The sequence below is a fragment of the Streptomyces sp. NPDC059875 genome, assembly GCF_042731085.1.
Lineage (GTDB): Bacteria > Actinomycetota > Actinomycetes > Streptomycetales > Streptomycetaceae > Streptomyces.
On record NZ_JBHWJZ010000019.1, the window covers coordinates 120,130 to 135,760 of the forward strand.

General features: G+C 71.0%; 11 protein-coding genes. 9 read left to right on the forward strand and 2 right to left on the reverse strand.

What is annotated here, in order from left to right:
• Nucleotides 1-8: 8 nt before the first annotated feature.
• Complete coding sequence (locus ACFV9D_RS23415) at nucleotides 9-1,754, reverse strand: ABC transporter substrate-binding protein (RefSeq protein WP_385149408.1); 1,746 nt, start codon at nucleotides 1,752-1,754, stop codon at nucleotides 9-11.
• A gap of 191 nt (nucleotides 1,755-1,945) precedes the next feature.
• Between ACFV9D_RS23415 and ACFV9D_RS23420 the strand changes: the two genes are divergently transcribed.
• From ACFV9D_RS23420 to ACFV9D_RS23460, 9 genes are all read left to right on the forward strand, one after another.
• Nucleotides 1,946-3,103: an NAD(P)/FAD-dependent oxidoreductase gene (locus ACFV9D_RS23420; RefSeq protein ID WP_385149411.1), complete on the forward strand. Its 1,158-nt coding sequence runs from the start codon at nucleotides 1,946-1,948 to the stop codon at nucleotides 3,101-3,103.
• A 60-nt stretch (nucleotides 3,104-3,163) separates the two neighbouring features.
• On the forward strand, nucleotides 3,164-3,478 hold the full coding sequence (locus ACFV9D_RS23425; RefSeq protein ID WP_385149414.1) for a (2Fe-2S)-binding protein: 315 nt from the start codon (nucleotides 3,164-3,166) through the stop codon (nucleotides 3,476-3,478).
• The gene (locus ACFV9D_RS23430; protein WP_385149417.1) at nucleotides 3,459-4,979 is read left to right on the forward strand and encodes an NAD(P)/FAD-dependent oxidoreductase; all 1,521 of its coding nucleotides are present in this window, start codon (nucleotides 3,459-3,461) and stop codon (nucleotides 4,977-4,979) included. The genes ACFV9D_RS23425 and ACFV9D_RS23430 overlap by 20 nt, the downstream gene beginning before the upstream one ends.
• An 88-nt stretch (nucleotides 4,980-5,067) precedes the next feature.
• On the forward strand, nucleotides 5,068-5,976 hold the full coding sequence (locus ACFV9D_RS23435) for a dihydrodipicolinate synthase family protein (RefSeq protein WP_385149420.1): 909 nt from the start codon (nucleotides 5,068-5,070) through the stop codon (nucleotides 5,974-5,976).
• Between the two features lie 95 nt (nucleotides 5,977-6,071).
• Nucleotides 6,072-7,076, forward strand: coding sequence for a proline racemase family protein (locus tag ACFV9D_RS23440; protein WP_385149423.1), 1,005 nt, complete (start codon nucleotides 6,072-6,074; stop codon nucleotides 7,074-7,076).
• A complete protein-coding gene (locus tag ACFV9D_RS23445; protein ID WP_385149425.1) occupies nucleotides 7,073-8,458 on the forward strand; it encodes an aldehyde dehydrogenase family protein in 1,386 nt (461 codons plus the stop codon). The genes ACFV9D_RS23440 and ACFV9D_RS23445 overlap by 4 nt, the downstream gene beginning before the upstream one ends.
• A 47-nt stretch (nucleotides 8,459-8,505) precedes the next feature.
• The gene (locus ACFV9D_RS23450; RefSeq protein WP_385149428.1) at nucleotides 8,506-9,186 is read left to right on the forward strand and encodes a GntR family transcriptional regulator; all 681 of its coding nucleotides are present in this window, start codon (nucleotides 8,506-8,508) and stop codon (nucleotides 9,184-9,186) included.
• Nucleotides 9,187-9,292: 106 nt separating this feature from the next.
• A complete protein-coding gene (locus ACFV9D_RS23455; RefSeq protein ID WP_385149431.1) occupies nucleotides 9,293-10,558 on the forward strand; it encodes an alpha/beta fold hydrolase in 1,266 nt (421 codons plus the stop codon).
• Between the two features lie 48 nt (nucleotides 10,559-10,606).
• Entirely contained in the window at nucleotides 10,607-11,785 is a 1,179-nt protein-coding gene (locus ACFV9D_RS23460) for a M6 family metalloprotease domain-containing protein (RefSeq protein ID WP_385149433.1), read from the forward strand.
• Here the strand turns inward: ACFV9D_RS23460 and ACFV9D_RS23465 are convergent.
• Nucleotides 11,772-15,629 (reverse strand): AAA family ATPase, encoded by a 3,858-nt coding sequence (locus ACFV9D_RS23465; protein ID WP_385149436.1) that lies wholly within the window; start codon nucleotides 15,627-15,629, stop codon nucleotides 11,772-11,774. The genes ACFV9D_RS23460 and ACFV9D_RS23465 overlap by 14 nt on opposite strands.
• Between the last annotated feature and the right edge of the window lie 2 nt (nucleotides 15,630-15,631).

The following is a 15,631-nucleotide window of genomic DNA, read 5'->3' on the forward strand; positions in this document are numbered from 1 at the left end:
AGTGACCCTCAGTTTCCGCTCTTGGAGGGGTCCTTGAGGCCGATCGTGGCGTAGTCGATCTGGCCGCCGAAGGAGGTGTGGCCGAAGGCGCCGGCGATGTTGGGGCCGAGCACCAGCGGCCAGCGCTCGATGATGGCGGGCGCGGTCGGAGCCTTTGCCAGGATCTCGCCGTCGAGGTCCTGCCATGCCTTGTTGGCCTGTGCGGCGTCCGTCATGGCGGCGATCTCGTCCATCCGCTTCATGGTCGCCGGGTCGCGGAAGAGCGCGTGGTTGCCGGAGTTGCCCTTCTCCTTGATGAAGCGGCCGTCGAAGACGAAGGGGAGGAAGGTGGAGCCGGAGGGGTAGTCCGGGCACCAGCCCGTGAACACGAGGTCGGTACGGTTCTTGGTGTCGCCGATCGTGTCGTAGAAGGCCGACGGGTCCACGGTCTCGATGGTGACCTTGATCCCTGCCCGCCCGAGGGCCTGTTGGATCGCCTCGCCGATTTGCTTGTCGCCGTTGGAGACGGTGATGCTCGTGGCGAATCCGTTCGGCTTGCCGGCCTCCTTGAGCAGTTGCCTGGCCTTCTCCACGTCACCGGTGACGGGGATCTTCAGGGCGTCGGGCTGCTTGCCACCGAAGAGGGAGCCCGGCATGAGGGCCGTGGACAGGTCGTTGAGCGCAGGACCGCCGTTCGCGGTCAGGATGGCCTCGCGGTCGAGGGCGTACTGCACCGCCCGGCGGACGTTGATGTCGTCGAACGGCGCACGGCCGGTGTGCATCTGCACCATGTCGTGGCAGTTGCTGGACTCGGCCAGCAGGCGCGCTTTCACCTCGGGTTCGGTGAGCACCTTGGGCGTGTTCTCGGGGCGCAGCTTGCCCCAGGGCACGGCGGAGGCGTCCGGGCCCGTACCGGCGATGACCCGGTCGTCGATCTGGTTCTGCTTGAGCCCCATCGTCACGACGATCTTGTCGGGGTAGGCCTTGCGCACGCTGTCGGTCTTCGGGTCCCAGTGCGGGTTGCGCACCAGCACCATCTGCTTGTCCCGGGCGTACGTCTCGATCTTGTAGGGGCCGGAGGAGAAGGGGCGGCTGTCGTACTGGGGGCCGTTGTCCTTCGCCTTCGGGACCGGGGCGAAGGTCGGCAGCACGGTGGCGTAGGCGAACTCGGCGAAGGGCTTGCGCAGTTCGAAGACGATCGTGTGGTCGTCGGGGGTCTTGATGGAGTCGAGGTGCTTGCCCTGAGCCGGCCCCTGGTAGCCCTCGGCGCCGGCGAGGTAGCGGGCCGCGTAGTCGGGGCCGCCGGTCAGGTCGGGAGAGAAGGACCGCTCCACGTTGTACTTGACGTCCTGAGCGGTGACGGGTGAACCGTCCTCGTACTTCAGCCCCTTCTTGAGCTTGAACGTCCAGGTCTTCGTGCCGTTGGAAGGGGTGCCGAGGTCCTCGGCGAGGTCGGGGACCAGCTCGCCGCCCTTGGCGCCGGGCTCCGCCTTGTACGTCACGAGGGTGCGGTAGAGCAGCCGCGTGCCGAAGTCCATCTCGTTCATGACCCAGTTGCGGGCGGGGTCGAGGTGCTGGAAGTCCTGGTTGGACAGGACGGTCAGAGTGCCGCCCTTCTGCGGAGTCCCGCCGACCACCGCGCCGTTGTTCACGGTCGCGGGGTTCTTGCGGTCCCGGCCGTCGTCGGCCCTCTTTCCGCCGGAACAGCCGGCGACGCCGAGGGTGAGGGCCGCCACCAAGGCGGTGGCCAGGGTGGTGCGCGTGCGCTTGTCCATAAGGGGTCACTCCGAGAGCAGTCGGACAGCCGAAGCGGCTGGAATGTGACCTGTAACATAGTAATGTGAAATTGTACTGACAACCCATCGGGGAGTCCGTTACCTATCCGTGTCCGAGGGGCGTGGGGGTTGTGAGTCAGGGTGGGTGTCAGGGTCTTGGCAAGCGCAGTGCCATGTGAAATATTACTGCGGTGCCCACGAGAAATTCCTCGGATGTCATCATCGTCGGCGCCGGCGTCGTCGGCGCGGCCTGCGCCCACTACGCCGCCCATGTCGGCCTCACCGTCACCGTCGTCGATCGCGGCCCCGTCGCCGGCGGCACGACGGGTGCGGGCGAGGGGAACCTCCTGGTCTCCGACAAGGAGCCGGGCCCCGAACTCGAACTCGCCCTGCTGTCCACCGGGTTGTGGCGGGAGCTGGCTGACCTGCTCCCGCCGCGGATCGAGTACGAACCCAAGGGCGGCCTCGTCGTCGCCGCGGACGAGCCCGGGATGCGCGCCCTGCGCGCCTTCGCGGCCCGCCAGGACAAGGCGGGGATCACGGCCGAGGAGATCCCGGGGGAGGGGCTGCACGATCTGGAGCCCCATCTCGCCCCTGGCATGGCGGGCGGGTTCCACTATCCCCAGGACGCCCAGGTCATGCCCGCCCACGCCGCGGCCCACCTGCTCCGCATCGGCGGCGACCGGATCCGCGTGCGACTGGGGGAGGAGGTCACCGGCCTGCTCACCGGTGCTAGCGGCGAAATGCGCGGGGTCCGGACCGCGACCGGCGACATCCACGCCCCGTACGTGGTCAACGCCGCCGGCACCTGGGGCGGCGCACTCGCCGACCTCGCGGGGGTGCATCTCCCCGTGCTGCCCCGCCGGGGTTTCGTCCTGGTCACCGAACCGCTGCCGCGCGTCGTGCGGCACAAGGTGTACGCCGCCGACTACGTGGCGGACGTGGCCTCCGGCTCCGCCGCACTGCAGACCTCGGCGGTCGTCGAGGGCACCCCGGCGGGCCCGGTCCTGATCGGCGCCAGCCGGGAAAGGGTCGGCTTCGACCGGACGCTCTCCACCGAGGTGCTGCGCCGCCTCGCGGCCGGGGCCACCGCGTTGTTCCCGGTCCTCGCCACCGTACGGGCGATGCGCACCTACCCGGGCTTCCGCCCGTACCTGCCGGACCACCTGCCGGCGATCGGACCCGACCCGCGCGTGCCCGGACTGCTGCACGCCTGCGGTCACGAAGGGGCCGGGATCGGACTGGCTCCGGTGACCGGGATGATCATCGCGGCCTGTCTGACCGGCGGTGAACTTCCCCTCGACATCCATCCGTTCAGACCCGAGCGGTTCGCCCCGCCCGCACCCTGAGGCACCCTGGGCCACCCCGACGCCCGGAGTCACGCACGTACCGTCACGAGAGGAGGGCCCGTGGCCCGCACCCCCGCCGACCTCGTCGGGGCACAGCCCGATCCGCCGTTCGAGATCACCTTCGACGGTCGCGGCATCACCGCCCTGCCCGGCCAGACCGTCGCCGCCGCCCTGTGGGGAGCCGGCATCCTGGCCTGGCGCACCACCCGCGACGGCGGTCGGCCGCGCGGCGCGTTCTGCGGCATCGGCCAGTGCTACGACTGCCTCGCCACCGTCAACGGAGTGCCCAACCGACGGGCCTGCCTCGTTCCCGCCCGTCCCGGGGACGCGATCACCACCCAGGAAGGGCACGGACATGACCGCCTCGGTGTCTGAACCGTCCGGAACGTACGACCTCGTGGTCATCGGTGCGGGCTCCGCAGGGCTCGCCGGTGCCGTCATCGCTTCCGAACTCGGCCTGTCCGTGGCCCTGGTGGATGCCTCCACCCAGCCCGGCGGACAGTTCTACCGGCATCCGGCGCCCGCTCTGGGAGCCGTACGGCCCGAAGCGCTGCACCACGACTGGTCGGCCTTCACCGACCTGCGACGGCGCCTGGGGGCGAGCGGCATCGTCCACCTCACCGGGCACCATGTCTGGTCCGTCGCGAAGGAGGCCGACGGGACGTGGACGGCGCACGCCGTCACCGGCCCCGACGGCACCGCGGAACGCCCTGTCCGGATACGGGCCCGGTCGCTGTTGCTCGCCACCGGGGCGTACGAGCGCCAACTCCCCTTTCCCGGCTGGACCCTGCCCGGTGTCGTGGGCGCCGGGGGAGCACAGGCCATGCTCAAGTCCGGTCTGGTGTTGCCTGGGATTGGGGCGTCCCCTGCTCGAGCGAAGTCGAGAGCTCGGGGAAGAGTCGTCGTGGCGGGCAGCGGCCCCCTCCTGCTCGCCGTCGCCGCGTCGCTGGCCGCCGCCGGTGCCCGGGTGCCGACCGTGGTCGAGGCGGCCGGCTATCTGCGGTACGCCCGCACGCCGCGACCGCTCGTGACCAACCCGCGGAAGGCAGCCGAGGCCCTGGTCCACGGAGCCGCGCTGCTCCGGCACCGGGTGCGCGTACGGCTGCGCAGCGCGGTCACCCAGGTGCACGGCACCGACCGGGTGGAGGCCGTCACCGTCACCCGTCTCGACCGCGACTGGCGGCCCGTGCCGGGGACGGATCGCCGGATCGCCTGTGACGCGCTCGCCGTCGGGCACGGACTGGTCCCCCAGATAGAGCTGGCCACCGCCCTCGGCTGCGCCACCCGGCCGCTGCCCGACGGCACCTTGGGCCTCGCCCTGGACGACCTCCAGGAGACCTCGGAGCCCGGCCTGTGGGCGGCGGGTGAGACCGGAGGCGTGGGTGGCGCCGAACTTGCACGTACCGAAGGTGAATTGGCCGGACGGGCGGTCGCCGCGCGGCTCCTCGGCCGAAGTGCCGACGCAGGGCGGATCGTCGGACTCCGGCGCCGTCGGGACCGGATGCGCGCCTTCGCCGACGTGATGGCCGCGGCCCACGCCCCCGGCCCCGGATGGCCCACTTGGCTGACCGACGACACGGACGTGTGTCGCTGCGAAGAGGTCACCGCGGGGCGCGTCCGCGAGGCGGTCACCGACCTCGGGGCGCGCGACGCGCGGACCGTCAAACTCCTCACCCGGGCCGGCATGGGCTGGTGTCAGGGGCGGATGTGCGGGGCGGCCGTGGCCTGTCTCGCGGCACGCGACGGCGTTGCCGAATCGCCCGCCGAGCGCCGCCCGTTCGCCGTACCGGTCCCGCTGTCGACGCTCGCCGCACTTGGTGAACCCGCCGAGCCGGGGGCCGTGGAAGCCCAAGCCCCCTCAACAGAGGCCCCCTAGGCCGAAGTTTCTGGACCGATCCGGCGAAGACCCTCTTGCGGTCCTCTCGCACATCAATAAAATGTCACACATTACAGAAGGGTTAGACATGACCGCCACCACCTGGAACACCGCCCGCCCCTGGCGCGGCATCATGGTCGCCACCACCCTCCCCTTCCATGAGGACCTGACCGTCGACTACGACGCGTACGCCGAGCAGGTCCGCCGGCTGATCGACAACGGGTGCGACGGCGTCGTGCCCAACGGCTCCCTCGGTGAGTACCAGACCCTCACCGACGACGAGCGGGCCCGTGTCGTGCGTACGGCCGTCGAAGCGGCCGGCGACGGCGCACGGGTCATGCCGGGCGTCGCCGCCTACGGCAGCGCCGAGTCCCGCCGCTGGGCCGAGCAGGCGGCCGAGGCCGGCTGCGGATCGGTCCTGCTCCTGCCGCCGAACGCCTACCGCGCCGACGATCCGGCCGTGCGCGCCCACTACGCGGAGGTCGCCGGGGCCGGGGTCCCGGTCGTCGCGTACAACAACCCCATCGACACCAAGGTCGACCTCACGCCCGACCTGCTGGCGCGGCTGCACGGGGACGGCAGCATCGTCGCCGTGAAGGAGTTCAGCGGTGATGTCCGCAGGGCGTACGAGATCGCCGAACTCGCCCCGGAGCTCGACCTGCTGATCGGAGCCGACGACGTCCTCCTTGAGCTGGCCGTGGCAGGCGCGGTCGGGTGGATCGCCGGCTACCCCAACGCCTTCCCCGCCAGCTGCGCCGAGCTGTACCACGCCGCGGTCGCGGGTGACCTGGCCACCGCCCTGCCGCTGTACAAGTCCCTCCACTCGCTGCTGCGCTGGGACTCCAAGACCGAGTTCGTCCAGTCGATCAAGCTCTCCATGGACCTGATCGGTCTGCGCGGCGGCCCGACGCGCCCCCCGCGGCTCCCGCTCACCGGCGCCACGGAGGCCGGAGTGCGGACCGCGACCGAGAAGGCCGTCGCCGACGGTCACCGCTGACGGCCGCACGGCCGACCACGGCAGGTCGCGCCGCCTGGCCCCGCTCGCAGGTCCACCCCGCCCGTCCACCCCGCCCGTCCACCGAAAGGAAATCCGTGCGTACGCGTCATGTCTTCCACGCCGTCGACTCGCACACCGAGGGCATGCCCACGCGCGTGATCACCGGTGGCGTCGGGGTGATCCCCGGCACCACCATGGCCGAGCGCAGGCTGCACTTCATCGAGCATCTGGACCACCTCCGGACGCTGCTGATGTACGAACCGCGAGGGCACGCCGCCATGAGCGGCGCCATCCTCCAGCCGCCCACCCGCCCCGACGCCGACTACGGCGTGCTCTACATCGAGGTCTCGGGGCTGCTGCCGATGTGCGGCCACGGCACGATCGGCGTGGCCACCGTCCTCGTCGAGACCGGCATGGTGCCGGTGACCGAACCGGTCACGACCGTGCGGCTCGACACCCCGGCCGGCCTGGTCGCCGTCGACGTCCAGGTGGCGGACGGCGCGGCGAAGTCGGTCACGCTCACCAACGTGCCCGCGTTCTGCGTGGGCCTGGACCGCAAGGTGACCGTCCCCGGGTACGGGACGGTCACCTACGACCTGGCCTTCGGCGGCAACTTCTACGCGTTCGTCCCCCTGGACGACCTGGGGCTGCCGTTCGACCGCGACCGCAAGGACGACCTCCTCGCGGCCGGACTCGCCGTCATGGACGCGATCAACGCCTCGCCGGACCGGCCCGTGCATCCCACGCAGCCGGAGATCGCCGGGGTCAAGCACGTCTACCTCGCGGCTCCCGGCTCCGACGCCCTGCACTCGCGCCATGCGATGGCCATCCACCCCGGGTGGTTCGACCGCTCCCCGTGCGGCACCGGCACCTCGGCCCGGATGGCCCAACTGCACGCCCGCGGCGAGCTGCCGCTCGACCGTGACTTCGTCAACGAGTCCTTCATCGGCACCCGGTTCACCGGCCGCCTCACCGCCGAGACGGAGGTCGGCGGCGTGCCCGCCGTCGTCCCGACGGTCACCGGCCGGGCCTGGATCACCGGCACCGCCCAGTACTTCCTCGACCCGGACGACCCCTTCCCCGGAGGCTTCCTCCTGTGACCACCGCCGTTCCCGACATCACCTCCCGCAACCCGGCCGACCCGGCCGACGTGCTCCTGCGGATCCCGGCGCCCGGCGCCTTCGCCGCGGCCGACGCCGTCGAACGGGCGCGTGCCGCCCAGCCCGGCTGGCTGCTCGCCGGGGCGTCCGCCCGCTCCACCGCCCTCGGCGCGGTCGCCGCCGCCCTCGACGCCGCGGCCGACGAACTGGCGGCGCTCGCCGTACGCGAGGTGGGCAAGCCGCTCGCCGAGGCCAGAGCCGAGGTCGCGCGAGCCGCCGCGATCTGGCGCTACTACGCCCAGGCCCCCTTCGAGCCCACCGGCGCCGTCCACGAGCCCGCGGCCGGTCCCGGGCTGCTCCTGACCCGGCGTCGCCCGCACGGCGTGGCAGGGCTCATCACCCCGTGGAACTTCCCCTTCGCGATCCCGAGCTGGAAGGCCGCCCCGGCGCTCGCCGTCGGCAACACGGTCGTCCTCAAACCGGCCCCCGAGGCCACCGCCTGCGCCCAGCGCCTGGCCGAGATCGTCCACCAGGCCGTACCGGCCGAGGTGTTCACCGTTCTGCCCGGTGGGGCGACCGAGGGCAACGCGCTCGTCTCCGCCGCCGACGTCGTCTCCTTCACCGGCTCCACCCCCGTCGGCCGGGCCGTCGCCGGGGCCGCGACCGCCCGGGGCATCCCGGTCCAGGCCGAGATGGGCGGCCTGAACGCGGCGCTCGTCCTGCCGGACGCCGACATCGAGCAGGCGGCGGGCCACATCGCGGCCTCCATCGCCGGCTACGCGGGCCAGAAATGCACCGCCACCAGCCGCGTCGTCGCCATCGGCGCCGCCCTCGACCCCCTGCGCGAGGCTCTCTCCGAAGCGCTGCGGAACGTCGCCGTCGGCGACCCGGCCGACGCGGCCACCGTGTGCGGGCCGCTGATCCACGAGGGCGCCCGCGATCAGGTGGTCGACGCCTGGCAGGGGCTGCCCACGCTCGCGGGAGGCGTCGTGCCCGAGGGGCCCGGCTGGTACGCGGCGCCGACCCTGGTCGAGAAGGTCTCCCCAGGGCACCGGCTGCTCCGCGAAGAGGTCTTCGGCCCCGTCGCGGCCCTGCTGCCCGCCGACGACCTCGCCCATGCGGTACGGATCACCAACTCCGTACCGTACGGCCTGGTCACCTCGGTCCACACGGCCGACGTGAGCACGGCCCTGCACGGCCTCGACCTGCTCGACACCGGCATGATCCGGATCAACGCCCCGTCCACCGGCGTCGACTTCCATCTGCCGTTCGGCGGCTCCAAGGCCTCCAGTCACGGGCCGCGCGAGCAGGGCCGGGCGGCTCTGGGGTTCTACACGTCCGGCCGGACGTACACCCTGGCACCCGCGGGCTCCGCGGCGTGACATCGTACGGTGGTGATGCGTACCGGAACGAAGGGATCACCACCGTCATGGGGCACCTGACCCGCCGCGACCTCAACGCCTCCCGGGAGCGGCTGCGCGACCAGGTCGCCCATGCCCTGCGAGCCGCCCTGATCTCGGGCGAGCTGCGACCGGGGGCGGTGTACTCGGCGCCGACGCTGGCCGAGGACTTCGGGATCTCCGCCACCCCGGTCCGTGAGGCGATGCTCGACCTGGCCCGCGAGGGTCTGGTCGAGCCCGTCCGCAACAAGGGGTTCCGGGTCACCGAGGTCGACGAACGCGACCTCGACCAGTACACCGAGATCCGCGCCCTCATCGAGATCCCCATGGTCGCTCGGATCACCCGTACCGCCGCCCGCGAGGATCTCGAGGCGCTGCGGCCGGTCGCCGAGGAGATCGTGCGCGCGGCCCACGAGCACGATCTCATCGGCTATCTGGAGGCCGACCGGCGGTTCCACCTCACCCTGCTCGGCCTCGCGGGCAACGAACGCCTCGTCGAGACCGTCGGCGACCTGCGCAAGCGGTCCCGGCTGTACGGACTCACGGCCCTGGACCAGCGCGGCGACCTCATCCCGTCCGCCGAGGAGCACGTGGAACTGCTCGACCTGATGCTCGCCGGTGACGCCAAGGGCGCGGAGGAGTGCATGACCAGGCACCTGGGGCATGTCCGCTCCCTGTGGGCCGGGGGCGGTCGGCCGGCCGGGGCATAGCACGGGGTTATGCAGAGCTGAGGGCTCCTCGCGCAATGCCGATCGAGCCACACTGCTTCATGCAATGTCACATCTCACCAGCCGTCGCCGGCCGTGAAAGGGATCCATGAACCCCGCGTACGCGACTGTCGACCACACCTTCACCGTCCCCCTGGACCACAGGGCCCCCGACGGTCCCACCATCGAGATCTTCGCCCGCGAGGTCGCCGACCCGGCCCGCGCGGGCGAGCAACTGCCCTGGCTGCTCTATCTCCAGGGCGGCCCGGGCGGCAAGTCGCCCCGTCCGACGGCCGGTTCGCCCGGCTGGCTGGACCAGGCGCTGAAGACCCACCGGGTGCTGCTGCTCGACCAGCGCGGCACCGGCCGCTCCACCCCGGTCACCGCGCGGTCCGCCGCCCGGTTCGCCTCGCCGGACCGACTCGCCGCACACCTCGCCCACTTCCGCGCCGACGCGATCGTCGCCGACGCGGAACTGATCCGCCGCCGACTCTGCGGCGACACCCCCTGGGAGACGCTCGGGCAGAGCTACGGCGGCTTCATCACCCTCACCTACCTCTCCCATGCGCCCGAGGGCCTGCGAGCCTGTTACGTCACCGGCGGCCTGCCCGGCCTCACCGCCACCGCCGACGACGTGTACGCCCGCACCTACCCCCGCGTCCGCGACCGGGTCCTCGACTTCTACGCCCGCTACCCCGAGGACGCACCCCGCCTGCGGAAGATCGCCGACCTCCTCGCGGCCGGTGACGTCCGCCTCCCGGACGGGGACCGGCTCACTCCGCACCGCCTGCGCAGCCTCGGACTCGCGCTCGGGATGGGCGACGGATTCGAGCGCGTCCACTGGCTGCTCGACGAATCCCTGGGCGCGGACGGCGAGTTGACCGACACCTTCCGCCACCAGGTGATGGCCCTGACCGGGTTCACCGACAACCCGCTGTTCGCCGTCATGCAGGAGACGCTCTACGGGCAGGGGGCCGGCCCGACCGGCTGGGCGGCCTCCCGGGCGCTCTCCGGCTTCCCCGAGTTCGCCGAGGACGCGGACCCCCTCCTGCTCACCGGAGAGATGATCCACCCCTGGATGTTCCGGGAGATCAGGGGCCTGCGCCCCTTCGCGGACGCCGCCGACCTGCTGGCCGCGCGCACCGACTGGCCGCCCCTGTACGACCCGCACCGCCTCGCCGTCAACGAGGTCCCGCTCGCGGCGATCGTCTACCACGACGACATGTACGTCGACGCGGGTCTCTCCCTGCGCACCGCGCGGGAGGTCGGCGCCACCCGCGTCTGGGTCACCAACGAGTGGGAACACGACGGCGTCTCCGCCTCCGGCGGCAGGGTCCTCGCCCGCCTCATGGACCTGGCCGCGGGCCGCGCGTAACCCCTCGCTCCTGCTCCGATCCCTGCCTCCGCCTCCGACGGGAGAGACATGCCCGCCCTGCCACCCCGCCTGCGCACCCTCGCCGTGCCCCTCGTCCTCGCCTTGTGCCTGGCCATCCCTCCCGCGGCGAACGCGGCCGCACCCTCCGCTCGGGCCGCCGACTGCGCGCTGCCCGGCAGGACCGGCTGGACCGACGAAGGCCACGACACCGACCGCGCCCAGTTCCAGCCGTCCACCGGAACCCGCCGCGTCCTGACCCTGTTCGTCGATTTCCCCGACGTGCCCGCCACCGACGCGACCGAGCCGTACGCCGCCCACCTCGCCCCCGCCGCCGACTGGATGCGGACGGCCAGCTACGGCCGCTCACGCCTCGCCATCAGCTCGCTGCACCGGTGGATCCGCATGCCCGCGGACTCGACCTCGTACGCGTTCGAGCGCGGCCTGACCTTCGAGACCCACGAGAAGTACGTGCGCGACGCCATCGCGGCCGCCGATCCGTACGCGGACCTCTCCCGCTACGACATGGTCTACATCGTCCCCACCCGGGCGGCGGCCGCGATCCCGTTCTCCCCGACCTACCTCTACGACCCCGCCACGCCTGGCGTCATCGCCGACGGCACGCGGCTCAAGTGGGCGGTGACCTTCGGTCAGGACATGTGGCGCTGGGGGCACAAGGTCGTCGCCCACGAGACCGGCCACACCTTCGGCCTGCCCGACCTGTACTCCTTCACCGGCGCCGCCCACCAGTACGCCGGTGGCTGGGACGTCATGGGCGACATCGCGGGGCCCGCCCCGCAGTACATCGGCTGGCACTCGTGGAAGCTGGGCTGGACCCGTGACGACCAGGTCGCCTGCGTCTCCGGGCCCGGACGCCGCACCGTACGACTGACTCCCGTGGAGCAACCCGGCGGCACCAAGATCGCCGTACTGCGCACCGGCGAGACCACGGCGTACGTCGCCGAGTCCCGTCGCGCCGAGGGCCACGACCGGTCCGCCTGCTCGACCGGTGTCCTCATCTACCGGATCGACTCCGCGACCCCGACCGGCGAGGGTCCGGTGCGGATCATGAACGGCAACCCGGACACGAGTCCGCCCGCCGGCTGCACTCCGCTCGACCTCGCGGCCTACGCACCCGGCCGGACCTTCACCGACCCGAACACCGGAGTCCGCATCGACGTCCTCGCGGGCGGCCCGGCGGGAGACGTGGTCAGGATCAGCCGGGCCTGACCCGGACCTGTGCGTGGTCGGCCACTTCGCGGTGGATGGCGTCGGCGGCTTCGGGGGCGGTGTCCAAGAGCGTGGCGCACAGGGCGAGTGTCGCGTCGATGTCGCCCATGCAGTACGGGGCCAGAGTGACAACGACCTTGCGCAGGTTGTCCGGCACGCGCCCGTACGGCGTTTCGGGGGCGCGTAGGGCGAGGAATCCTGCCACGACCGGGCTGTCGGCGGGAAGCTCGTCCAGGGCGGCAGTCAGCAGGTCGAGGCAGCCGCATGCGGCCGCTGCCCGGGCCTTGGCTTGCAGAGCGAGCGAGCCGCCCTCCCAGAAAGGGAATCCGAAGCGTCCGTACCCCGCCGTGTTGATGCCCGCGATGAACTCACGAGCACGGTCGACGTGTCCGCCCTCGAATACCGCTTCGGCGAATCTGATCTGGAAATCGAGAGCGGCCTCGTTCAATCCTTCCTGCTGCTCGTCGTAGAAGGAATCGTCCCGTTCGCCAGGTGCGTAGGAGTCACCGCCCAACGACACGCTCATGGCCAGCCACGTCCCGGCTTCGTCGGAGAAGCGGTCACCGGCGCGCAGGAAACCGGCGATTGCCTGGTCGTACATTCCGAGACGCGCGTGGAGTTCGGCGCGGAGAAACTCCGCGCGGCATGCCTGGAAGCCACCCATGCGTCCTTGCTTCATGAGGGCAGCCATGCGCTCGAGCACCGCGTCGGTCAGCCTTTGTGCCCGTTCGGCGTCGCCGTGCTCCAGAAGGATTTCCCTCAGTTTCAGGTGCACAAAAGGCGGTACGTCCGGGAGCAGCGCCTGCCGCAGCGCTTCGGCATGCCGGCCCTGCTCGGCCAGGACGAGGATCCTGACGCTGTCGTTGTCGAGGCCGAATGAATCGAGGAGGGCCAGCGCGCCGTGCCGGTCACCACGCTGGACGAGATGATCTGCCACGGCCCCCACGCGATCGTCTCGCCTCCGGTCCACTCGCCCGATGGCCGCCTTCGTGGCGGCTCCTTGCTGGACCCCCGAGAAATGGATGGCCACGGACTCGTACCGTGCGTCGAGGTCATCGGCGGAGGACTCAGCGGGCTCCGGAGGGTCCGTCCAGAACAGTGCCTGCGTGACACAGGCCGCAACGAGTTCGGCGTCCTCATGTTTCTGATGGGCTGCGGCCAGTCGGGCATACAGAATGGCCATCTTGGAGGGGGTGAACCGGTGGTCCGTGTGCCGGCTGTGCAGCAGCTCGCACACGAGTTGCTCGGCTTCCGCTTCCAACGCCGAGGCCCGTTCCTCCCGCAGGACTCCTGACAGCTCGTGGGAGAGCCGTAACAGGTAAGTCGCCAAGTACCGGTGGGACGGAATTCGCTCGCGAAGCAGGGCAAGACAGTCGTCCAGGAATGCGTCCGCCCGGAGGTCTTGGCCGTGGTCGTGACACCAACGGATGAGATCGACGGCGATGGTCACACCGTCATGGCCGTGGAAGGCGAGCATCTCGCGGGCGAGGCCGACCGCGTCCGCGATGCGCCCGGCGCGTACACACTCGCGGGCGGTTTCCAGGACCAGCCCCTGGAGGCAGGGTCCATGGACGAAGTCGTCGTGCGGCGGGCTCACGAGTTGAGGGTGGCCCTCCGCGTCGAGCAGGCTGGGCCGACGTCTCAACAACCGACGCATGATGTCGTCGGCCAGGCCGTCGTCACCGGAGCGTCTCGCCAGCCGGGCCCCGTGCAACTCCACCCACAGCCGCTCGTACGACCGCACATTCCGCGAGCGCAGCAGGTCCATCGCCTCCCTCGCGCACTCGGCCTCGCGACGGGCAACCGCGGTAGTGGGCGGACGCACGGAGGCCAGGACCGAGGAGTACTCGATCGGGAATCGGGACAGCCGGGCGATCATGCCCGGACGCTCTCCGGACTGCGCCCGCGATACCCAGGTCAGGGCCATTGCGTGTGTTGCCTCGACGGTGGCGTTCCTGCTGTAAGGGTGCCGAGCCAGATCGGCGTCGATCCACTCGGCGATGTGGCAGGTCGAAGCCGGTCCCGCCCGTTCGGCCGACAACCACAGCGCATAGCCGTAGAGCTTGGCGCGCGCTTCATCGGATTCAAGCCGCCGCGTCACGGTCATTCCCCGCTCGACGGCCCCTTGGTCGAGCAGCTGCCGTGCCAGCATCCTTGTGTGGAACTCGTCGAGCAGGGCGGCCCCATGGACCGTTGCCGGATCGTCGTCCTCGTCGGCCTGCAGTCGTGCGAGGAGAGTCGCCGCCAATCCTTGCAGTTGGCTGGGCAGTTCGTTGCGGTAGACGGCGTCGAACCAACGGAGGTGTTCGGCACACTCACCGAACCGACCGGCCGCCCGGAGCCGGCGAGCGATCATCAACTGCCACAAGGCGCTGCGTTCGTACGAGTAGGCACAAGCCAGCTCGCGTGCTGCCTCCAGACCCGAGACGGCGAGCACCGTCAGAGGGTCCTCGGCCAAGAGGTGGGTGGCCATGGCGCGGCGCAGCAGTACCGAAGCGACGGCGGTGAGGTCATCGATCCGGATGGCGGACGCAAGGGCGTGTCCGAGGTGCTCCAGTTCCACTCCGGAGAATGCGGTGGTCGCCGCACCCGGACCACCGACGGTGGCCAGCACCTGGTCACAGAGCTCTTTGTGCATGCCCGCCTGGTGAAGGTGGTGACTGTAGTACCTGGACAGGTAGGGCGCGTCGACCCGCTTGGCGAGGAACGCCGTACCCACGGCCTGATGTGCCTCGATCGGGTAGATGCGATGTCGGGCACCGGACAGGAGGTGGGTACGGAAGGACTCGTGGTAGATCCGCACCGCGTCGCCTTCGCGGTGGGTGAACTCGCTGATGTCGGCGAGGGCATCGGCGACGTCCGAGAGGTTCCGCCCGGTCACGGCCGCAAGCAGTTCAGGGGTCATGCCGGGTGCGCGGGCGACTGCCAGGAGGGTCAGGACCGGTCGGACGGTGCGCCACGCAAGGGAGGCGAGCGCCCGGTCGAGGAAGTCGTCGTACACCTCACCGAGGTCGTCGGGCAGCCTGAGGGTGGCGATGTCCCCGTCCTGACCGTCGATGTCCAGGGTCGAGATGACGTGACGGGCGTACAGGTAGTTGCCGGCCGCCTTGGCTGCGATCCTCGATGCGAGGGTGGGCTCGTCGCGGGTCAGGCGAGCCAGGCAGTAGTCATAGACGTCGTCGGTCTCGGGGGGCGCGTCGCGCGTGAGATGCACGCGTCGGCCCCCAATGCGCTGAAGCGCCGGTTCCTCGACTTCGCGGCTGGTCAGCAGGATGCGGAAGTCCAGGCCGGTACGGCGAAGGCCCGAGGTCATGTGGGCGAGCAGGGTGATGATGTTCTCGTGCGAGTCGATCGATCGTGCCTCGTCGAGGGCGTCGACGACGAGGACGACGGCCGGTGGATTCGGCATGCTCTCCAGTGGCTTGCGAACAAGGCGGTTGAAGGCCGAGCGCGCTGATTCCCCTCCCAGACGCAGGGACTCGATGTTGATCCCCCGGACATGCGCACCCGGCTCGGCGGAACCGACCGTCACAGTGGCGTGGAGAGCGAGACCGGGCTCCGCGCGCAGCAGCTCGGCGAAGTGCCCGTCATGGCGGATCAGGGCGGCGACCAACTCCTCGACGAGGCCGCGTCCCAAGAGCGTGTCGTCATCGTCCGCTTGGCACACATGCCCGACCACGACCGTCGAGGCGTCGCCCGGCCCGATCCTGTTCAGCAGCTCGAGCGCCAGGGCCGTCTTGCCGTAGCCCGGCTGCCCGACGATCACCAGCGGTTCGTCCCGGCGGGAGGACAGGTGGTCGAGTGCGCAATCCACGATCCAGGAGCGCCCGACGAACTCGTTCATCC